Origin of the sequence: Streptomyces sp. P13-3-3, from assembly GCF_050571355.1 — a bacterium.
Lineage (GTDB): Bacteria > Actinomycetota > Actinomycetes > Streptomycetales > Streptomycetaceae > Streptomyces > Streptomyces althioticus.
This window is the reverse complement of sequence record NZ_CP192228.1, coordinates 5,704,856-5,724,005: the sequence shown is the minus strand read 5'-3', so window position 1 is coordinate 5,724,005 and position 19,150 is coordinate 5,704,856. Positions and strand designations below refer to the sequence as shown.

The window sequence follows — 19,150 nt, the reverse complement described above, 5'->3', positions numbered from 1 at the left end:
CCTGTTGCCGCGCTCAGGCCGCGCGCTCGCGGTGGTCCGGGAGGGGGCGGGTGTCGGACTCGTCGGCCTCGGCGAGCCAGCGGCGCAGGACGTGGTGGACCTGTTCGGCGCCGGTCAGTTCCGTGCCCTCGGGGACCGGCGCGGACAGGACGAGCGGGGAGAGCAGGAAAGGCCGGGACTGGGCGCCGCCGAGGCCGCCGTGGGAGCCGATCTGCTCCTCGAACGCGAGCACCTCGCCGTCCGCCGGGTCGTGGAAGGAGTTGACCATGATGTCGGCGGTGTGCGGGAAGGTGTGGGTGCGGCGCACGACGTCGGCGGCGCCGGGTCCGAACGGGGCCAGCGGGCCCGGGTTGTCGTCCAGCTCGTCCAGCGGGATCTCCGCGCCGTACGCGCCGAGGACGACCCCGCCGTGGCGTTCGCTGCGGACCAGCAGGAAGCCGATGCCGGGGTGGTTGGCGAGGGTCGGCAGCAGCGCGGGGTGCCGGGCGTCGATCTCCTCCTTGGTCATGCGGTGCGGCACGTCCGGGAAGGACACCAGGCCCAGGTTGCCGGAGGCGAGCACGACGGGCTCGGAACCGCGGGTGGGCCGGTAGTGCTCGGCGCCCTCCTCGACGGGCCGGCGCAGCGCGGCGCGGACCGCCGCGCGGGCCTCGGCGCCGCTGTGGGTGCGGCGGGCGCGGCGCGGCACCGGCAGCCCGCACCCGGCCCGCACCAGGTCGGCGAGGGTGAGGCCGTAGCGGGAGCGGAAGGTCTCGCCGGGGCTCTGCCCGTGGTCGGACAGCACGACGATCCGGTACGGGCGGGGCGCGTGCTCGGCGACGTTCTCGACGAGGGCGAGAGCGCGGTCGAGGCGGCGCAGCACCTGCTCGGTGTCGCGGCTCGCCGGCCCGGAGTGGTGGGCGACCTCGTCGTAGGCGACCAGGTCGGCGTAGACGGCGCTGCGCCCGGCCAGCACGTCACCCATCACGGCGGCCGTGACGACGTCCCGCTCGACGACGGTGGCGAACGCGCGCACCAGCGGGTACAGCCCGCCGCGGGAGACGCGCGGGCGCTGGGCGCGTATCCGGGCGCGTACGGACTGGCCGATCTCCCGGCCCACCTCGGCGCCGAAGGACAGGGCGGTGCGCACGGCGTTGGCCGGGTCGGAGAAGTAGGCGAAGTAGCCGGCGCGGGAGCGTGCGGCCGGGCCCCTGCGGCGGGCGGCGATGGACAGCACCAGGGCCTGCTCGTCGGCGCCGCCTCCGAAGAGGTTGCCCCGGCTGGCGCCGTCCTTGGCGAGCAGTCCCGCGTGGCCGGAGTGCTCGATGGCGCGGGCCTGGAGCTCGGCGGCGCTGGTGGGCCGGTTGCAGACCATCACCTCGCGGCGGGCCTTCTCGTACCAGCGGAAGGCGGGGACGTCGAAGTTGCTGCCGTGCAGGATGCCGAGCTGGCTGGCGCCGGTCTGGCTGGACCAGTCGGTGCGCCAGGGGGTGAGACGGTGGGTGGGGCGGTCTCCGCCGGTGCCGAGCCAGCGGGCGACGGTGGGCATCAGGCCCTTGTCGACGGCGGCCAGCAGCACGTCGTGGCCGACGCCGTCGAGCTGGACGAAGACCGTGCCGGGGGTGGCCGGGCAGGGCGGGCCGGAGCGCCGTCTTCGGTCCGCCAGCCGGTACAGCCGCCGCCGGTAGGCGTCGTCGTCACGGACGGCGAGCGCGCCTCCGGTCGCGGACGCGACGGCGGACATCACGGCGGCGACCACCACCGCCGTCTCGGGGGCCGCCGAACCGCGCTCGACGGGGTTGACGCGCAGCGCCACCCACAGCAGGGCGCCGTTGAGGAAGAACACCAGCACGCCGAGGACGAGCGCCGGCACGAGCAGCAGGAGCCGCACCAGCAGCGGCCAGACCAGGGCGGACAGCAGACCGAAGGCGCCCGCGCCGAGGGCGGCCGTGACCGCGATGTCGGTGGCGCTGCTGCCGTCGGCCGACCGCAGCCGGAAGTCGGGCAGGATGCCCGCGAGCGCCAGCATCGTGAGCGTGGAGACCGCCCACACGGTGACACTCCGCCCGATCTGACTGGCGACCTTCCGCCATCGCCCGTCACCCACGCCGCGCACACCTCACGTTCCGTCTCTGGACCGCCTCCACCCTGTCACAACGTCCTGAAGAGCCTTTTCGTCCCCCCCTGGTCAGCCGCCCGATGCGCTCAGCGGCCGTCGTAGCCGGCGGTGGGCATGGACAGCCTGCGGTGCACCCGGGCCTTCATCGCCGCGTCGTACGACGGCTCCTCGTGGCCCACCGTCTCCACCCGCACTCCGCGCCGCGCGCACTCCGCGGTGAACTCCGCCACGGAGGACAGGGCCCGCTCCAGCACCCTCCGGCTGGGCGCGACGAACAGGTCGGCCCCGGGGCGCACCCCGTCCCAGAGCAGCGCGTGGTCGGGGCGCAGACCGCGCACCAGGAGTTCGCGGGCCACCACGTACCCGTGCTCGGCGGCCCAGCGCGCGCACATCGTGTGCTGGCCGCGGGAGTCCACCAGGAACGGATCGGCGTCCAGCTCCTCCAGCGGCGTCAGGCTCGCGATGGTCGTCACCCGCACCGGCGCCATGGCGTCCCCCTCACCTCGGGCCCACCTCGGGTTTTCGCCGCCGACCCTACTCCTGCGCGTAGGCTTCGGGGAGTCGCGTGAAGGAGGCGAAGAGGTGCCGGTGGAGGTCACGTGGTGGGGGCACGCCACCTGCACGCTGGAGGACTCGCACACACGCGTCCTCACCGATCCCCTGTTCGCACGCCGGCTGGCGCATCTGCGGCGCAGGCGCGGCGCGGTGCCGCCGCCGGAGGCGCTGCGCGCGGACGTGGCGCTGGTGTCCCACCTGCACTCCGACCATCTCCATCTGCCGTCGCTGGCCCGGCTCGCCCCGGGCACCCGGCTCCTCGTGCCCCGCGGCGCGCTCCGCGCCGTGCCGGGGCTGCGCAGGCTGACCGCGCTCCACGTCACGGAGATGGCGCCCGGCGACGTGACGTCCGTCGGCGCCCTCGCGGTGCGGGCGGTGCCCGCGCTGCACGACGGCCGGCGGCTGCCCGTCGGCCGCCGTCACGCGCCCGCCCTCGGCTACGTGGTGGAGGGCGAGGCGCGCACCTACTTCGCCGGGGACACCGGCCTGTTCGAGGACATGGCCAAGGAGGTCGGCCCGGTCGACACGGCGCTGCTGCCGGTGGGCGGCTGGGGGCCGTACCTGGGTGAGGGGCACCTGAACGCGGGGCGCGCGGCCGAGGCGCTGGCGCTGCTCGGCGCGGCGGACGCGGTCCCGGTGCACTACGGCACGTACTGGCCGATCGGGATGGACGCCGTGCGCCCCCACGAGTTCCACGCGCCGGGGCACGAGTTCGAGCGGCTGGCGGCACGGCACGCGCCGGAGGCGGTGGTGCACCGGCTCGACCACGGCGGAAGCGTGCGCCTGGGGGGCGCCCGGTGACATCCCCCGCCGCCCTCGTGCTGGCGGCCGGCGGTCTGATACCCCCGGCGGCCGTGGCGCCCGAGTCCACCCAGCAGGCCATCGGCTACCCGTCGCTGTTCCTGCTCGTGCTCATCGGGGCGCTGGTACCGATCGTGCCGACGGGCGCGCTGGTCAGTTCGGCGGCCGTGGTCGCCTTCCACCAGACGGCGCCGTTCTCGATGGCGCTGGTGTTCGTGACGGCGTCGCTGGCCGCCTTCCTGGGTGACGTGGCGCTGTACTGGCTGGGACGGCGCGGCATGACCTCGAAGAACGGATCGCGCTGGCTGGAGGCGATCCGGGACCGGGCCCCCGAGGAGCGGCTGGAGCAGGCCCAGGAGAAGCTCACCGACCACGGGGTGGCGGTGCTGGTGCTGTCCCGGCTGATCCCGGCCGGGCGGCTCCCGGTGATGCTGGCCTGCCTGGTCGCGAAGTGGCCGCTTCGCCGCTTCGTCCGCGGCAACCTGCCGGCCTGCCTGGCCTGGGCGGCCACCTACCAGCTCATCGGCGTCCTCGGCGGCTCGCTGTTCCCCGAGCCCTGGGAGGGCGTGCTCGCGGCGATCGTGCTGACCGTGCTGATCAGTGTGGCGCCGAGCCTGTGGCGGCGGATGCGCCGCACACCCGCCGGCTGACGCCGGTCACCCGGGTCACGCGAGCACCCGCGACCCGCCGACCGGCAGGTCCCACAGCCGGTCCCGGGGCAGCCCCGCGGCCTCCCAGGCGGCGCGGACCCGGGTGAGCGGCTCCAGGACCGGCTCCGCGGACAGCAGGAACGTGCCCCAGTGCATGGGCGCCATGTGCCGCGCCCCCAGGTCCCGGGCGGCGCGCACCGCCTCCTCCGGGTCGCAGTGCACGTCGGCCAGCCACCAGCGCGGGTCGTACGCGCCGATGGGCATCAGGGTCAGGTCGATGCCCGGGTAGCGGCGGCCGATGCGGGAGAACCAGTGGCCGTATCCGGTGTCGCCGGCGAAGTGCACACGGTGGCCGTCGCGCGCGGTGAGCACCCAGCCGCCCCACAGCGAGCGGCAGGTGTCGGTCAAAGTGCGCTTGGACCAGTGGTGGGACGGCACGAAGTCGAAGCGCACGCCGTCCAGTTCGGCCGCCTCCCACCAGTCCAGCTCGGTGACCCGGGTGAACCGGCGGCGGTGGAACCAGCGGCCCAGGCCGGCCGGCACGAACATCGGGGTGTCGCGCGGCAGCCGCCGCAGGGTCGGGGCGTCCAGATGGTCGTAGTGGTTGTGGCTGATGACGACCGCGTCCACGCGGGGCAGCGCCTCCCAGGCCACGCCGACGGGCGTGACGCGCGCGGGCGTGCCGAGGATGCGCCGGGACCACACCGGGTCGGTGAGCACGGTGAGCCCGCCGATCCGCACCACCCAGCTGGCGTGGCCCGCCCAGGTCACGGCGAGCGTGCGGGCGTCGACGTCGGGCACGGGGCCCGGCGCGTACGGCAGGCGGGGGATGTCGGCGAGGCCCTCGGGGCCGGGCCGCACCGCGCCCTCCCGGGCGAACCGCGCGAAGGCCTTGAGGCCGGGCAGCGGGGCGGTCAGCCGGTCGTGGAAGGCGCGGGGCCACACGCGGCGCTCGGCGAGCGGGCGCGGTTCGGCGAGCGGGGGGTGGGGGCCGTCGCCGGGGCCGGCGTCCGGTGCCGTGGCCGTCGTTCTGGTCGACTCGTGCCGCTGCGTCATCGAGAGGACTCCCATCGCCGAGCGTCGTCACGGAGGTCGTCGAAGACCGATGTCACATGGTTCAACGCACGCCCCACCTGTGGCAGTTCCGCCGGTTCGTCCGCGTCCAGGCACGCGGCGCGCTCCTCGGGCGTCTCCCCCAGCAGGGGCGCGGTGCACAGCCGTACGCGCGGTGTCTCCAGGTCGTCGCCGAACCGGTGGCCGCCCGCCGCGGGCATGCCCAGCCGGCCGGTGAGGAGGTCCTCCAGCTCCTGGGCGTCGCCGACGCCCTGCGCGGCCAGCGCGGGCGCCAGCGGGGTGAGGTCCACGTACAGGTGCCGTCCGCACTGCGGAGGCCGGGCCAGGGCGCCCGCCGCGACGACGGCCCGGTACGCGGCGGCGGCCACCCGCGCGTGGGTCCGTACGGACGCGGCGACGCGGGCGGTGACCGGCTCGGGTTCGGACAGCGCGTATCCGGCGGCCGCGGCGACGGGGGCCGCCACGCGCGCGTCGAGGGCGGTGAGCACGTCGAGGACGCGCGCGTGCAGCGCGGCGCCCTCCTCGCCCGCCGGGAAGCGGGCGACGGCGGCGGGCCAGCCGGGCGGGAGCAGGGAGCCGGCGAGGTCGGTGACGACGGTGACCCGGCCTGGCAGCATCTCGGCGGGGCTGAGCAGCACCGTGCCGTGCGGGTCGTGCAGCGTGTCGCGCCAGGTCTCGTCGCTGACCAGGTGCAGCCCCTCCCCGGCCGCGGCCTCCAGGGTTTCGTGCAGCAGCTCGGGCGGGGCGACCGTCGCGGTGGGGTCGTCGGCCACGGACAGCACCAGCAGCCGCGGGTCGCGGCCCTCGGCGCGCATCCGACGCACGGTCTCCAGGAGCGCGTACGGGTCGGGGACGCCGCCGCTCTCGGGAGGTGTCGGGACGTGGAAGACGGGTCTGCCGAGCAGTCGCGCGTACGGCGCCCACCAGGAGGCGCACGGCCTCGGCACCAGGACGTCGCCGTCGATGGCGGCGGTCAGCGCGATGAGCAGGGCGGGCGCGCCGGGGCCGAGCACCGTGCGGTCGGGGGCGGCGGGCAGTCCGCGCCGCTCGCCGTGGCCGCAGGCCGCGTCGATCAGGGCGGGGCCCCCGCCGACCGGTTCGGGTCCGCCGCGGGAGGCGGCCGCCGCCAGCACCCCGGCCAGTTCGGGCAGCACCGGCAGCCCGTCCTCGGGGAGCGGCGGCCCGAAGCGGACGGGGCCGTGGCCTTCCGGGTGCGTCCGCATCGCCACCTCCGCGCAGTTGCCAGTGCCCGGCGCCGTGTCCCGGCGTCCGTCCGTGCCGCCCTCGGCGAAGTCAGTACCCCGAGACCGGCCCGTCATGAGCACGGTGCCGGATCGGGTGCGCCGCCGCACCGGCACGGCCGCCCGGCGGGGGCGTCAGAAGCGCGTCCGGCCGGTGCGGCGGCGGACCAGCCGGTGCGCGCCGGCGCCGAACGCGCCGGCGATCAGCAGACCGCCCGCGACCTGGGCGGGGACGGAGTCGGTGAAGGCCCCGCCGCCGCCCGCCTGGACGCCCTGGTGCGCGGTCGGCGAGGGGCAGGGCGTCGACGTCGGCCCGTGGGTGGGGGTCGGCTTGTGGGTGGGGGTGCGGGAGGCGGTCGGCGAGGCCGTGGGCTGGGGCGGGGCGGTCCAGAGCGGGGCCGCCTCGGGGCCGCCCGCCCCGGGGTCGCTCCCGGGTTCGGGCGCCGTGCGGGGCGGGGCCTTGTGGTCCATGGTTCCGGGGTCGGAGGCGTACGGGTCGGCGGCGTAGGGGTCTGCGGGGCCGGCCGCGCCGGGGTCCGTTCCGTACGGGCCGGTCGTGCCGGGGTCCTGCGCCGTGCCGGGGGTGCCCTGCGGGCCCGGGACTCCGGCGCGCTCCTCGGCGCCCGCGTCGGGGATCAGCTCGTCGAGCCCGGCGGGCGGTTCCTCCGCCAGTTCGGGCGCGAGCGGGTCGGTCTCCGCCGGTTCCTCGGGGGCGAGGCCCTCGGCGGTGTCGAGGGACGTGGCGCCGTAGAGATCGGCCTCGGTGAACTCCTCCACCAGGGTCTCCGACGTGTACTCCTCGGCCTCGTGCGCGCCCGGTGCCGCCGGGGTCGGCGTCGCGCTGCGGGGGGTGTGCCCCTGCCACCCGTGTCCCGCGGTCGGGGACGGGCACGGGGAGGGGGACGCCCAGGCGCTCACGCCGGCGGGGGCCGTCAGGGCGGACGCGGCCGGTGCGAGCGCGCCGAGGACGGTGCCGGCGACGGCGGCGACGGACAGGGCACGGGCGGTGCGGCGCATGGTGCGGGCTCCTTCGGCGACGGCTGGGGCGCGGCGGTCGCCCCGGTGCCATCACAGCCCGAGCGGCCCGGCCTCGCGCGCGGCCGGGCACCATTCGCGGGAGCGGGCGCACCCGTGCGGGTGAGGAAGCCCTCTACTCGTCGTCGGTGTCGCCCATCACCTGGTCGCGGACCCGGCCGCAGCTGCGGCTGATCAGCCGGGAGACGTGCATCTGGGACAGGCCCAGCTCCTGCGCGATGCTGTTCTGCGTCATGTCGTCGAAGAAACGCATGTAGAGGATGGCCCGCTCGCGCTCGGGCAGCTCGGCCAGCCGGTCCTTGACCGCCTGCCGGTCGACCACGGTGTCCAGTGCCGGGTCGGGGCCGCCCAGGGCGTCGCCCAGGGACCAGCCGTCGCCGCTGCCGGGCATCTCGGCGTCCAGGGACAGCGCGCTGAAGCTCTCCGCCGCCGACTGGCCGGTGCGCACCTCGTCCTCGGTCAGTCCGGCGCACTCGGCGATCTCGGCGACGGTGGGGCTGCGGCCCTGGACGGTCTGGGAGAGGTCCTGGGAGGCGCGCCGGACGCGGTTGCGCAGTTCCTGGACGCGGCGCGGGACGTGCAGGGTCCACATGTGGTCGCGGAAGTGCCGCTTGATCTCACCGGTGACGGTCGGCACGGCGTAGCTCTCGAAGGCGTTGCCGAGGTCCGGGTCGTACCGGTCGACGGCCTTGACCAGCCCCAGGGCGGCGACCTGGCACAGGTCGTCGTAGCTCTCGCCGCGGCTGCGGAACCGTCCGGCGAGGCGGTGGGCCATGGGGAGCCAGGCCCGTACGAGGTCGTCGCGGAGCGCGTCCCGCTCGGGCCCTTCGGGCAGGGCGGCGAGCCTGCGGAAGGCCTCCGCGGTGTCGGGTGCGTCGTGATGGGGATGCGTCTTGGCGCCTGTTCGGCTCGGCATGGTGCGTCGCACTCCCTAGGAGGTGCTCGGGGACGGACGGTCACCGTGGCGGACGCACCCGCCGGAACAGGGACGTCCGGGGGCGGTGGACCGCCGCCACGGACGTGCCTCCTGTCCGAAGCACTTCCCGTCCGCGTTCCCCCGTGTCAGCCGCGCAAACCTTCCACGGACCGGTCGCCCGGTTCCGGTTCCGCCTCCCGTGGCGGCAGGACGTAGTCCTCGTAGCGGCCCAGCATCAGGATCACGCCGAGCATGAGGGACGGGACGAGCAGGGCGAGAACCGCCATGGCCGGTCCTTCCGGAAGCCGCGTGGGGGGCGTGCGGGCCGGGTCTCCCGCGGTGCCTGGGTCAAACCACGGCGGTACGGGAACGCCGTCCGGATCCGCCCGGATCGCCGCGCGTCAGCCGGTGTCGGCCCGCGCTCCTCGGGTACGCGGCACGCACCCCCGAACGACCTGGAGGGAGACATGCAGCGAGGCAGTGACCGGCTCAGCGTCCACCGTGACGACGAGATGAAGCACGAACTGCAGGGCCTGCTGCGGTCCGGACATCCCACCCGCACCGAGGAGTGGCACGACCCGGAGCCGTTCGCCGACGACGACCCCGAGGTGGCGCGCGGGCCCGTGACGCCCGGCCGGGACCCGTCGTCGCTGGAGACGGTGCGACTGGAACTGGCCCGGAGCCTGGGCCGCGGGGACTTTCCCGCGGGCCCCCGTGAACTGATGCGTGCCCTGGACCGGCGGCACGCCCCCGACGCGCTCGTGGAGGCGATGGAGCGGCTGCCCCGCAAGGACCGCTACCACAGCCTGCAGGAGCTGGCCCGGGCGCTGACCGGGGTCCGGGAGACGGAGACGGCTTGACCGGAAGGGAGGCCCGCCGGCCATGGCCGAGTTCGTGAAGGACGTCATGACCCCCGGCGTGGTCGCGGTCCGTCCGGACGCCTCGGTCGTCGAGGCCGCGCGGCTGATGCGCGGCCAGAACATCGGCGACGTGGTGGTGGCGGACGGACAGCACGTCGTGGGGGTGGTCACCGACCGGGACATCACCGTGCGGGCGGTGGCCGAGGGCCGCGACCCGTACGCGGTGAGTGTCGGGTCGGTGTGCACGCCGGACCCGCTGACGCTGGCCCCGGACGCCCCGGTGGCGTCGGCCGTCGCCCTGATGCGGGAGCACGCGGTACGGCGGATCCCCGTGGTCGAGGGCGGGCTGCCCGTCGGTCTGGTGACCCTCGGCGACCTGGCCGAGGCCCGGGACCCGGAGTCGGCCCTCGCCGGCATCAGCCGCGCGGACCCCGACGACACGGGCTGACGCGGGAGGGGCACGGCGGACCGGCACGGACGACCTACCGAAGCAGACGACAGATCGACGAAACGACGAAGGGACGTAGCGCCATCATGCGCATCGCATTTCTGACCGCACCCGAGGGCGTCGAGCAGGTGGAGCTGACCGAGCCCTGGAAGGCGGCCGAGCAGGCGGGCCACGAGCCCGTGCTGGTGTCGACGCAGTCCGGGGAGATTCAGGGGTTCAACCACCTCGACAAGGCGGACACCTTCCCCGTGCAGGAGGTCGTCGGCGACACGTCGGCGGACTCCTTCGACGGGCTGGTGCTGCCCGGCGGGGTCGCCAACCCGGACTTCCTGCGGACGGACGACAAGGCCGTCGCGTTCGTCCGGGACTTCTTCGAGCAGGGCCGGCCGGTGGCCGCGATCTGTCACGCGCCGTGGACGCTGATCGAGGCGGACGTCGTGCGCGGCCGGGTCCTGACCAGCTGGCCGAGCCTGCAGACCGACCTCCGCAACGCGGGGGCCACGTGGGTGGACGAGCAGGTCAAGGTCTGCGACCACGGCTCGAACAAGCTGGTCACCAGCCGTAAGCCGGACGACCTCAAGGCGTTCTGCGAGACCTTCCTGGAGGTGTTCGCGGCGGAGCGCGCCTCGTGACCGCGCGCAGGTGACGGAAGGGAGTCCCGCTCGGGCGGGGCTCCCTTCCGTCGTTCACGTGCCCGGGGCGGCCGGCGTCGCGGAGTCCGAGGCGGTCCGTTCCCGGGCGCCCTCGCGGGTGCGGCCGGGCGCGACGGGGCGGCGCGGGTTGCGCCGCAGGTACTCGCCCTCCAGCTGCGCCATGCGCTCGTTGTGGGCCCGCAGCGCGTCGTTGGACCCGTACAGCAGCGTGTCGTGGCGCGTGCGGTGGATGGTCTCCAGCTCCTTCATGAGCTGCTGGTCGTCCAGGCGGTTCGGGTCGACTCCGGTCATCGTGGTGCCCCGCTCGTCATGTGCGTTCATGCGTCCCGGGTACCCGCGCGGCGCCCGGGCCACCCCGCGTCAGCGGGCGCGTTCCACCCGGCGCTCGTCCCAGACCGGCTCCGCCGTCTCGCGGACACGGCCGTCGCTGCCGAAGACCAGGAACCGGTCGAAGGAGCGGGCGAACCAGCGGTCGTGCGTGACGGCGAGGACGGTGCCCTCGAAGCTCTCGAGACCCTCCTGGAGGGCCTCCGCCGATTCCAGGTCCAGGTTGTCGGTGGGCTCGTCGAGCAGCAGGGCCGTGACGCCCTGGAGCTCGAGCAGCAGGATCTGGAAGCGGGCCTGCTGCCCGCCGGAGAGCCGGTCGAAGGTGCGCTCCGCCTGCTGGGTCAGCTCGTAGCGGCGCAGCCGGGACATGGCGGCGCCCCGGTCCTGGGCGTGCTCGGTCCACAGGATGTCGAGCAGGGTGCGGCCGATCAGCTCGGGGTGGGCGTGGGTCTGTGCGAAGTGTCCGGGCACCACGCGCGCGCCGAGCCGCCAGGCGCCGGTGTGCGCGACGTCGTCGCCGGCGAGGAGCCGCAGGAAGTGCGACTTCCCGGAGCCGTTGGAGCCGAGCACCGCGACGCGCTCGCCGTAGAACACCTCCAGGTCGAACGGCTTCATCAGGCCGGTCAGCTCGAGCCGCTCGCAGGTGACGGCGCGGACGCCGGTGCGACCGCCCTTGAGGCGCATGCGGATGTCCTGCTCGCGGGGCGGCTCGGGCGGGGGTCCGGCCTCCTCGAACTTGCGCAGCCTGGTCTGGGCGGCGCGGTAGCGGGACGCCATGTCGGGGCTGTTCTCGGCGGCCTGCCGCAGGGTCAGCACCAGTTTCTTCAGCTGGGCGTGCTTCTCGTCCCAGCGGCGGCGCAGCTCCTCGAAGCGGGCGAAGCGCTCGCGCCGGGCCTCGTGGAAGGTGCGGAAGCCGCCGCCGTGCACCCAGGCGTCGGCGCCCGCCGGGCCGGGTTCGAGCGAGACGATCTTCTCGGCGGCGCGGGCGAGGAGTTCCCGGTCGTGGGAGACGAACAGGACCGTCTTGCGGGTCTCCGCGAGGCGCTCCTCCAGCCAGCGTTTGCCGGGCACGTCCAGGTAGTTGTCGGGCTCGTCGAGCAGCAGCACCTCGTCGGGGCCGCGCAGCAGCGCCTCCAGCACCAGCCGCTTCTGCTCGCCGCCCGAGAGGGTGCTCACCTGCCGCCACTGGGCCTTCTCGTAGGGGACGCCCATCGCGGCCGTGGTGCAGATGTCCCACAGCGTCTCGGCCTCGTAGCCCTGGGCCTCGGCCCAGTCGGAGAGGGCCTGCGCGTAGCGCATCTGGGCGGCCTCGTCGTCGACGGTCATGATGGCGTGCTCGGCGGCGTCCACCGCGCGGGCGGCCTCGCGGACACGGGGCGGCGCCACGGACACCAGCAGGTCGCGCACGGTGGTGTCGTCCCGTACGGAGCCGACGAACTGGCGCATCACGCCGAGGCCGCCGGTGACGGCGACGCTGCCGCCGTGCGGGGCGAGCTCACCGGAGAGGATGCGCAGGAGGGTCGTCTTGCCCGCGCCGTTGGGTCCCACGAGTGCCATGACGGCGCCCTCCCCCACCCGGAACGACACGTCTCCCAGGAGTGTCCTCCCGTCGGGGAGGTGGTACTCGAGATGCGCGGCTTCCAGATGTCCCATGGGCGCGATTCTGCGGGGCGCCGGGAACGCCTGGCAAACGGGTTTTCCGGCTCCCGTCCGGCGCGGCGGCCGGCAGGAGCGATCCCGGTATGCGAGACGTGTATCTCATCATGCGGCCGTCGCGCGTAACCTGGCTGCCCTCACGACGAGTTGAAAGGGGTGGCCCCGCCATGCCGCACGCACGGGAGACCGCCGTCTACACGCACGGGCACCACGAGTCGGTGCTGCGGTCGCACACCTGGCGCACCGCGGAGAACTCGGCCGCGTACCTCCTCGGGGCGCTGAAGCCCCACATGCGGATCCTGGACGTCGGCTGCGGTCCCGGCACCGTCACCGCCGACCTGGCCGCCCTGGTGCCCGGCGGACACGTCACCGGTCTCGACCGGGAGCCGGGCATCCTGGAGCGGGCGCGCGAGGTGGCCGGGGAGCGGGGTCTGACGAACGCGGACTTCGTGACGGGGGACGTGCACGCGCTGGACTTCCCCGACGACACCTTCTGCGTGGTCCACGCCCATCAGGTGCTCCAGCACGTGGGCGACCCGGTGGCCGCGCTGCGCGAGATGCGGCGGGTGACGGGGCCGGGCGGGTACGTCGCCGTCCGGGACGCGGACTACGCGGCGATGACCTGGTATCCGGAGTCGGCGGGCCTCGACGACTGGCTGGACCTGTACCGGCGCGTGGCGCGGTCCAACGGCGGTGAGCCGGACGCGGGACGGCGGCTGAAGGCGTGGGCCCTCGAGGCGGGGTTCACCGACGTCACGGCGACGACGGGCACCTGGACCTACTCCACGGCGGAGGAACGCGCCTGGTGGAGCGGGCTGTGGGCGGACCGCACGGTGGCGTCGGCGTACGCGGAGCGAGCCGTGGCCGGCGGGCACGCCACCCGCGCCGGACTGGAGGCCCTGGCCGCCGGGTGGCGGGAGTGGGGCGCCCGGGAGGACGGCTGGTTCGCCGTGCTGCACGGTGAGATTCTCTGCCGTAAGGACGCCTGACGGACGACCGGCCGGCGGCGGGAGGGGCCGGCGCCCCGGGATCTCAGTCCCGGGGCAGCAGCGGCCCGAGCGGGCCGAGGTCGAGGTTGAGGTCCTCGGGGCGCAGCCCGTAGCGGTTGCGCAGCTCGGCCATGCGGTCCTCCAGCAGCATGAGCGTCAGCCCGACCCGCTCCTCCTGCTCCTCCGTGAGGTCGCCCTCGTCGAAGCGGCGCACCGCCTGGCGCTCCATGAGCTGGCGGAGCAGTTCCACGACGGTCAGCACCAGCTTCACCAGGTCGCGCTCGACCGTGTCCGGCTCCAGGTCGAGGCGCCTGCGGGGCTTGGGGCGCGGCTCGGCGGGGCGGACGGCGGCCTCCGGGCGGGCGTCGAAGGACGCCTCGGGGTCCAGCGGCGACCGGCCCTCGAAGAGGTCGGCGTCGGTCACCGTGACGGGTTCCGGCGCGTCGGGCGCGCGGTGCCGCGGGTCGTCGGTCACGGGGACTCCTCGAAGGGCGAGGGAACGTTGCGGTTCACGGAGCTGATCAGCGCGTTGAGGTCGATGCGGACCAGGTCGACATCGGCGATGCGCAGGGTCAGGTCGCCCGTGATCACCACACCGCCGGCCAGCAGCCGGTCGAGCAGGTCCACCAGGGCGATCTCACGCCGTTCGACGACGGTCACGCGATCCCCTCCTCGGCGGTCCGCCCACCGGCGGGCTCCCCGCCCGCGGTCTTCTCGCCGGCCTCCTCCTCGCCCGCGAACGAGTAGGCGGCCCAGGGCCCGGTGAGCTCGACCCGCAGCTCCGGGGAGTCGTCCTTCGTCCGCTCCACCTGCTCCACGAACGTCTCCGACTGTCCGCGAGGCACCAGATAGGCGGCGTTGAGCACGTTGCGGCCGCGGTGGCCGGACAGGGTGGGGTTCTGCGGCGCGTGCAGCCGGGAGTCCTCGGCGAAACCGGCGAGGGTCCGGTGCAGCCGGGTCGCGAAGGTCTCGGCCCGCTGCCACTGGTCCTCCCGCGACCGCGTCTGCTCCCTGCGCCGGCGCAGGTAGTCCCGTCCGGACATCGCCGCGGGCTGCGGCGCCGGCTGCTCGGGAGCCCGTTCCGGCGCGGACTCAAGGAACACCTTGACGCCCCACTCGACCCGGCCCTCCAGCCGGTCCAGCCGGCGCAGGAAGTTCTCCTCGCGCGCCTCGATCATCGACCGCACGCCGCTGTCGTCGCGGAACACGGTGCCGAGCCGCAGCGGCAGCGGGGTGGTGACGGTGGTGAGCGCGTCGATCACCCCCTGGTGGGCCCGCGCGACCGCGGTCAGCCAGTCCAGGTCCTCCAGATGCGCCCGCAGCGACTCCTCCGCGAAGTCCGCCTCGGGCACATGACTGACCACGGCCACCAGGTCCCGGTGCGGAACCAGCCGCGGCGGGTCGCCGCCCACCCCCGTCAGCTGGGCCTGGAGCGGTGTGCCGAAGGGGCGGCAGACCGCGTAGACGTAGCGCAGTCCCGTCACGGGGTCTCCTCCTCGGCGCGGCGCGGCTCCAGCTCCTCGAGCCGGGCCAGACGCTCGCGCAACTCGGCGTTCTCGCGGGCCAGTTCGTCACGCCGGGCGCGTGAGGACAGCGCCGGGTCGGACTCCCACCAGTCGATCCCCATCTCCTTGGCCTTGTCCACGGAGGCGACGACGAGGCGCAGCTTGATGGTGAGCAGCTCGATGTCCAGCAGGTTGATCTTGATGTCACCCGCGATCACCACACCCTTGTCCAGCACCCTTTCCAGGATGTCGGCGAGGTTGGCGCTGCTGCCCTGGCCGTACGGATCAGGGAGTCGGCTGGGGGTGGTCATCGGCGGCTCCGGCCCTCGGTCTCCTCAGGAGCGGCCTCGTCGGCCGGCTCGTCGTCCTCGTATTCCTCGTCGTCGTCCTCGTACTCCTCCTCCGGAGGGACGCCCTCCTCGTACTCCTCGTCGTCGTCCTCGTCGTCGGCGGCTTCCTCGTCCTCGTCCTCGTCCTCGTACGGGTCGTCGGGCTCGGCGCCGCCGGCCTCGTCCTCGTACGCGTCCTCAGGACCGGCACCGTCCTCGTCCTCGTACTCCTCGTCCTCGTCGTACGCGTCCTCGGGGCCCTCGTCGGTCTCTGCCTCGGGGGCTTCCTCGTCGTACTCCTCGTCCTCGGAGCCTTCGTCCTCGGAGCCCTCCGGGCCCTCGGCCTCGGCGTCCCCGTTCTCCTCCTCGGGGCCGCCCTGCTGCTCCTGCTCCTCCTCCTCGGCCACGGCGTCCTCGTGGCTCTTGACGACCTCGCCCTCGCGGATCTCGCCGCGCCAGCTGTCCTCGGCCTCGCCCTTGATCGTGATGAAGCGGGCGAAGTTCTTCAGGTCGAGCCGGGCACGGCGGCCCTGGGCGCGCCAGATGTTGCCGGTCTTCTCGAAGAAGCCCGAGGGGTAGTACTCGATCACCATCAGGACCCTGGTCAGGTTCTCGGCGATCTTATGGAAGGAGACGACGCCCTTCATCGTGCCCTTGGCGCCCTCCGTCGACCACGCGATGCGGTCGTCGGGCACCTGCTCGTTGGTCGTGGCCTTCCAGCTGCGGTTGGACCACCAGATCTTCGCCTGCCAGTCCGATGTGGTGTCGTCGGACTTGTTGGCGCTCTTCACGCCCTTGGCGAAGGTGCTGAAGTCCTGGTACTGCGTCCACTGGTCGTACGCCGTGCGCAGCGGCACACCGACGTCGATGTACTCCATGATGACGGTCGGCTTGTTGCCCGAGGACTTCTTGCGCTTGCCGCCACCGCCGCCGAGGTTCTTCAGGGCGCCCTTGACGTTGTCCTTGGCGCGCGTGGCGCCGAGCTCCACGGCGGTGCGCAGCGGGCCCTTGCCCTCGGCGAGCTTCTTGCCGCCGTCGGCGGCGAGCTTGGCGAAGCCGGGACTGTTGCCCTCGGCGATGTCGTTGAGCTTGCCCGTGGTCTCGCCCAGCTTCTGGCCGACGCCGGTCAGCAGCCGGGTGGCCTGGGCGGCGAGGTAGTCCTGCAGCTCGGCCTTGAGCCGGTCGGCGGCCTCGCTGTGGGCGAGGTCGGACAGCGGGTTCTTGGCGCCGTCCGCGCCGTCGCGTGCGGCGGACGTGGCCCGCCCGACGGTCTCGGTCATCACTCACCGCCTCCCTTCGAGGAACGGGAGCGGGCGCCGCGCGAGGCGGACGCGGTCTTCTTCGCGGCCGTCTTCTTGGCGGCCGCCTTCTTCGCCGGGCCGCCGGCGGCGCGCTTGGCCGGTGCGGCCTTCTTCGCGGCGGGGCCCTTCTTGGCCGGGGCCTTCTTGGCGGCCTTCTTCGCCGTCCGGCCGGCCTCCGGCCCGCTCCCGCGCCCGCCGTCGTCGTCCCGGTCCTCACCGCTGTCGTCCGGCTCGCGGTCGTCCTGCCCGCGGTCGTCCGTCTCCTCGTCGTACGGCTCCTCGCCGGCGGACTCGTCCGTCCCGTCCCGGTCCTCACCGCCGCCGTCCAGCCGGCCGCGCACCTCCGCGGTGCGGCCGTGCAGCCGGTCGGCGAGCGAGCTGATCTGCCGTTCGACCAGTGCGCCGGAGGCGGCCTTGCCGACGCCCCGCAGATCACCGCGGAGCTGGTCGCCCAGCTCCTTGAACTGCGGGTTGTCACGAAGCTGCTGCGACACCAGGTCGGCCACGGCCCGCGGGCTCAGGTTGAGCTTCTTGCCCGCGACCAGTCCGCCGACGGCCAGCGCCATCTTCAGCTTCTTGGTCCGTCCGAGGAGATATCCGGCCCCGATGGCGAGGCCCATTCCCGTTCGATTCATCGTTGTGCCGTCCCGTCCCCTTGACCCGCGCCCGTGCGCGTCGCTATCTCCAACCGGTCCAGGAGTGCGTCCTCCTGTTCGTCGAACTCCTCCTCGGTGATCTCCCCTGCCTCCAGCAGCTCCTCCAGCCGTGCCAGCTCGGCGCGGATGGTCGCGGGGTCGTAATAGATGCGTTCCGCTTCCTGAAGGACCTGCCGGATCGCCCAGGCGCCGCCGCGCGCCGGGGCGAGCGGCAGCAGCAGCACTTCCGAGATCAGGCCCATGTCGTCACTCCGCTCCGGTGTCCGCCCCCGCGGCCGTGGTGCCCGCAGGCTCGGCGGGGCCGGGCTCGACGAAGCTGTACGGCGGCAGCGGGCCGTTCAGTCGAATCTCCAGGTGGGGCATGTCCGTGCGGGCCTGCTCCACCGCGGCCAGGAACTCCTCCGCCGTCGCCCGCTCCACCAGGTACGAGACGTTGGCGAGCCAGCCGGTGGACTCGGGGCCCACGCTCTCGGCGTCGGCGATGCCGCGCAGCGCGTTCTCCAGCGCGGCGCCGTCCTCGGCCTCCCGGGCCTTGACGGCCTCGGCGACCATCTCGCCGAGGCGGATCTTGTCGTCGTAACTGCCGCCGCCGGACTGCCGGTTGGACTCCGCGAGGGCGCGGATCTCCGGGTTGAGGGCCATCACGTGGTGCAGGACGGCCTCTTCCACGTGGTTGGCCTTGACGTTGTACTCGACGCGGCCGTCGAGGGCGCGCAGCCGCTCCAGGTAGTGGTCGGCGCGCTCGGCGAGGACGGACGTGACCGCGTCGTCGTCGGTGGCGACGCTGCCGAAGCGCATGGGCAGGACGCAGCCGCCCGCGCCGATCTCGCTGAGCACGTTCTGGTGGGCGAGCAGCTCACGCCGCTTGGGGCGCAGGCCCTCGGGGGCGTCGCTGACGACGGCCGCCAGGTCCCCCTGGGTCAGCACGCGCAGCGGTCGCGCCGGGTCGCCGACGCCGCCCATGCCCTCGGGCAGTGAGGGGTGCGAGGCGGCCGTGATGCCGTAGACGTACGTGCTCACTCCTGCTCCTCCTTGCGCCGCGACGTGCTCTTACGGGCGCGGGGCCGCGACTCGGTCTCGCCCTCGCGCCCCTGCTTGAAGGCGTCCGAGATGGTCTCGGCGGCGCCGGAGAGGGCTCCCTTGGACTTGCCGCGGGCGCCGGACTCGGTCACCTCGCCGACGATCTCGGGGAGGCCCGGGCTCTTCTTGGGTCCGGACTCGAGGTCGAGCCGGTTGCACGCCTCCGCGAAGCGGAGGTAGGTGTCGACGCTCGCGACGACGACACGGACGTCGATCTTGAGGATCTCGATGCCGACCAGGGACACGCGCACGAATGCGTCGATGACGAGCCCCCTGTCCAGTACAAGCTCAAGCACGTCGTAGAGACCGCTGCTGCCGCCTCCGCCGCCGGACTGCTGTGCCGGTACGACTGTCATGCCGGCCGTTCCTCCTTGGTGTCGGGGATGTGGGATGGATGTAGCGATGTCCTGCTGTCGTGCGGCCTGGCGGCCGCCTCACTTCCGCCCGTCGGCGCGTCCGCGCTCGTAGCGGCGGACCCTCCGGTACCCGGTGAGGTCCCCGTCGGGGTCCAGCTCCACCTGGTAGCTCGCCATCAGGCTCATCGTGTCGGGCACCCGCTCCAGCTCGAGGACCTCGACCTCCAGCGTCCAGCCCTCCGAGGTCTGCTCGAAGGACGACACGGACTCGGCCTCCATGCCGGTGAGCTCCGCGAGCTGCTCGCGCGCCTGGCGCAGCACCTGCATGGGCTTCGGCTTCTTCCGTTCCGTGGTGCTCTCGGTCGTGTCGCTGTCGTTCTCGGGCCGCTTGCGGGGTGCGGTTCGTTTACGGGGAGTGCGTGAGGTCCGGGCCCGCTGGGAGTCCTGGCCCTCACGGGAGTCCTGGGATTCCTGTGAATCCTGTGACTCTTCGGTGTTTTTCGTGTTCGACATGGCCACCTCCCCCTCCGTGTGGCCGCAAGTGTGTTCGCCAAACCTCCGAGGTCTCACCCGTTCGCCGCGTCCGGCTGTCGCCCCTGGTCGCGAGGGGGTAAGGGCCG

At 74.0% G+C, this 19,150-nt stretch carries 25 protein-coding genes; 6 read left to right on the top strand and 19 right to left on the bottom strand.

The annotated features are described in order from the left end of the window. Positions 1-13: 13 nt before the first annotated feature. Both ACQZOG_RS25770 and ACQZOG_RS25765 read right to left on the bottom strand, forming a co-directional pair. On the bottom strand, positions 14-2,095 hold the full coding sequence (locus ACQZOG_RS25770; RefSeq protein WP_387786410.1) for a phage holin family protein: 2,082 nt from the start codon (positions 2,093-2,095) through the stop codon (positions 14-16). An 89-nt stretch (positions 2,096-2,184) separates the two neighbouring features. Further along, positions 2,185-2,586 carry a hypothetical protein gene (locus tag ACQZOG_RS25765; protein WP_203549786.1) on the bottom strand — a complete coding sequence of 134 codons (402 nt, stop codon included), beginning with the start codon at positions 2,584-2,586 and terminating at the stop codon, positions 2,185-2,187. 94 nt (positions 2,587-2,680) lie between these two features. Between ACQZOG_RS25765 and ACQZOG_RS25760 the strand changes: the two genes are divergently transcribed. Both ACQZOG_RS25760 and ACQZOG_RS25755 read left to right on the top strand, forming a co-directional pair. Beyond that, entirely contained in the window at positions 2,681-3,454 is a 774-nt protein-coding gene (locus ACQZOG_RS25760) for an MBL fold metallo-hydrolase (protein WP_307794173.1), read from the top strand. A 17-nt stretch (positions 3,455-3,471) separates the two neighbouring features. After that, positions 3,472-4,104, top strand: coding sequence for a DedA family protein (locus ACQZOG_RS25755; protein ID WP_033274130.1), 633 nt, complete (start codon positions 3,472-3,474; stop codon positions 4,102-4,104). Between the two features lie 15 nt (positions 4,105-4,119). On the opposite strand, the gene ACQZOG_RS25750 is transcribed toward ACQZOG_RS25755, so the two are convergent. The 5 genes from ACQZOG_RS25750 to ACQZOG_RS25730 form a co-directional block, all read right to left on the bottom strand. Further along, positions 4,120-5,160 (bottom strand): MBL fold metallo-hydrolase, encoded by a 1,041-nt coding sequence (locus ACQZOG_RS25750; protein WP_058917317.1) that lies wholly within the window; start codon positions 5,158-5,160, stop codon positions 4,120-4,122. Next, positions 5,157-6,401 (bottom strand): aminotransferase class I/II-fold pyridoxal phosphate-dependent enzyme, encoded by a 1,245-nt coding sequence (locus ACQZOG_RS25745; protein ID WP_058917316.1) that lies wholly within the window; start codon positions 6,399-6,401, stop codon positions 5,157-5,159. Before ACQZOG_RS25745 ends, ACQZOG_RS25750 begins: the two co-directional genes overlap by 4 nt. Positions 6,402-6,554: 153 nt before the next feature. Further along, positions 6,555-7,436 carry a hypothetical protein gene (locus ACQZOG_RS25740; protein WP_033273730.1) on the bottom strand — a complete coding sequence of 294 codons (882 nt, stop codon included), beginning with the start codon at positions 7,434-7,436 and terminating at the stop codon, positions 6,555-6,557. A 133-nt stretch (positions 7,437-7,569) separates the two neighbouring features. Beyond that, positions 7,570-8,370, bottom strand: a complete 801-nt coding sequence (locus ACQZOG_RS25735) for an RNA polymerase sigma factor SigF (protein ID WP_033273731.1) — start codon at positions 8,368-8,370, stop codon at positions 7,570-7,572. A gap of 146 nt (positions 8,371-8,516) precedes the next feature. Beyond that, entirely contained in the window at positions 8,517-8,657 is a 141-nt protein-coding gene (locus tag ACQZOG_RS25730) for a hypothetical protein (protein WP_167338187.1), read from the bottom strand. Between the two features lie 180 nt (positions 8,658-8,837). Between ACQZOG_RS25730 and ACQZOG_RS25725 the strand changes: the two genes are divergently transcribed. The 3 genes from ACQZOG_RS25725 (at position 8,838) to ACQZOG_RS25715 (ending at position 10,310) form a co-directional block, all read left to right on the top strand. Then, positions 8,838-9,230 carry a DUF2795 domain-containing protein gene (locus ACQZOG_RS25725; protein WP_033273732.1) on the top strand — a complete coding sequence of 131 codons (393 nt, stop codon included), beginning with the start codon at positions 8,838-8,840 and terminating at the stop codon, positions 9,228-9,230. Positions 9,231-9,252: 22 nt separating this feature from the next. Next, positions 9,253-9,678 (top strand): CBS domain-containing protein, encoded by a 426-nt coding sequence (locus ACQZOG_RS25720; RefSeq protein ID WP_037642599.1) that lies wholly within the window; start codon positions 9,253-9,255, stop codon positions 9,676-9,678. 86 nt (positions 9,679-9,764) lie between these two features. Next, positions 9,765-10,310, top strand: a complete 546-nt coding sequence (locus ACQZOG_RS25715; protein WP_033273734.1) for a type 1 glutamine amidotransferase domain-containing protein — start codon at positions 9,765-9,767, stop codon at positions 10,308-10,310. Between the two features lie 54 nt (positions 10,311-10,364). Here the strand turns inward: ACQZOG_RS25715 and ACQZOG_RS25710 are convergent, their stop codons facing one another. Beyond that, positions 10,365-10,652 (bottom strand): DUF6158 family protein, encoded by a 288-nt coding sequence (locus ACQZOG_RS25710; protein WP_033274131.1) that lies wholly within the window; start codon positions 10,650-10,652, stop codon positions 10,365-10,367. 39 nt (positions 10,653-10,691) lie between these two features. Continuing rightward, a complete protein-coding gene (locus ACQZOG_RS25705; RefSeq protein WP_033273735.1) occupies positions 10,692-12,311 on the bottom strand; it encodes an ABC-F family ATP-binding cassette domain-containing protein in 1,620 nt (539 codons plus the stop codon). A gap of 170 nt (positions 12,312-12,481) precedes the next feature. Between ACQZOG_RS25705 and ACQZOG_RS25700 the strand changes: the two genes are divergently transcribed. Further along, positions 12,482-13,303, top strand: coding sequence for a methyltransferase domain-containing protein (locus ACQZOG_RS25700; RefSeq protein ID WP_387786404.1), 822 nt, complete (start codon positions 12,482-12,484; stop codon positions 13,301-13,303). 43 nt (positions 13,304-13,346) lie between these two features. Here the strand turns inward: ACQZOG_RS25700 and ACQZOG_RS25695 are convergent, their stop codons facing one another. From ACQZOG_RS25695 to ACQZOG_RS25650, 10 genes are all read right to left on the bottom strand, one after another. Then, the gene (locus ACQZOG_RS25695) at positions 13,347-13,604 is read right to left on the bottom strand and encodes a gas vesicle protein K (RefSeq protein WP_026243351.1); all 258 of its coding nucleotides are present in this window, start codon (positions 13,602-13,604) and stop codon (positions 13,347-13,349) included. Between the two features lie 170 nt (positions 13,605-13,774). Further along, complete coding sequence (locus tag ACQZOG_RS25690) at positions 13,775-13,963, bottom strand: gas vesicle protein (RefSeq protein ID WP_033273737.1); 189 nt, start codon at positions 13,961-13,963, stop codon at positions 13,775-13,777. Then, positions 13,960-14,787, bottom strand: coding sequence for a GvpL/GvpF family gas vesicle protein (locus tag ACQZOG_RS25685; protein ID WP_193455762.1), 828 nt, complete (start codon positions 14,785-14,787; stop codon positions 13,960-13,962). The genes ACQZOG_RS25690 and ACQZOG_RS25685 overlap by 4 nt, the downstream gene beginning before the upstream one ends. Next, positions 14,784-15,119 (bottom strand): gas vesicle protein, encoded by a 336-nt coding sequence (locus tag ACQZOG_RS25680; RefSeq protein WP_033273739.1) that lies wholly within the window; start codon positions 15,117-15,119, stop codon positions 14,784-14,786. The genes ACQZOG_RS25685 and ACQZOG_RS25680 overlap by 4 nt, the downstream gene beginning before the upstream one ends. Then, a complete protein-coding gene (locus ACQZOG_RS25675; RefSeq protein ID WP_387786403.1) occupies positions 15,116-16,417 on the bottom strand; it encodes an SRPBCC family protein in 1,302 nt (433 codons plus the stop codon). Before ACQZOG_RS25675 ends, ACQZOG_RS25680 begins: the two co-directional genes overlap by 4 nt. After that, positions 16,417-17,073: a hypothetical protein gene (locus tag ACQZOG_RS25670; RefSeq protein WP_033273741.1), complete on the bottom strand. Its 657-nt coding sequence runs from the start codon at positions 17,071-17,073 to the stop codon at positions 16,417-16,419. Before ACQZOG_RS25670 ends, ACQZOG_RS25675 begins: the two co-directional genes overlap by 1 nt. Further along, positions 17,070-17,336 carry a gas vesicle protein GvpG gene (locus ACQZOG_RS25665; protein ID WP_033273742.1) on the bottom strand — a complete coding sequence of 89 codons (267 nt, stop codon included), beginning with the start codon at positions 17,334-17,336 and terminating at the stop codon, positions 17,070-17,072. The genes ACQZOG_RS25670 and ACQZOG_RS25665 overlap by 4 nt, the downstream gene beginning before the upstream one ends. 4 nt (positions 17,337-17,340) lie before the next feature. Beyond that, the gene (locus ACQZOG_RS25660; RefSeq protein WP_033273743.1) at positions 17,341-18,114 is read right to left on the bottom strand and encodes a GvpL/GvpF family gas vesicle protein; all 774 of its coding nucleotides are present in this window, start codon (positions 18,112-18,114) and stop codon (positions 17,341-17,343) included. Continuing rightward, a complete protein-coding gene (locus ACQZOG_RS25655) occupies positions 18,111-18,530 on the bottom strand; it encodes a gas vesicle structural protein GvpA (protein ID WP_033273744.1) in 420 nt (139 codons plus the stop codon). Before ACQZOG_RS25655 ends, ACQZOG_RS25660 begins: the two co-directional genes overlap by 4 nt. A gap of 78 nt (positions 18,531-18,608) precedes the next feature. Next, positions 18,609-19,043 carry a gas vesicle protein gene (locus ACQZOG_RS25650; RefSeq protein WP_037644272.1) on the bottom strand — a complete coding sequence of 145 codons (435 nt, stop codon included), beginning with the start codon at positions 19,041-19,043 and terminating at the stop codon, positions 18,609-18,611. Between the last annotated feature and the right edge of the window lie 107 nt (positions 19,044-19,150).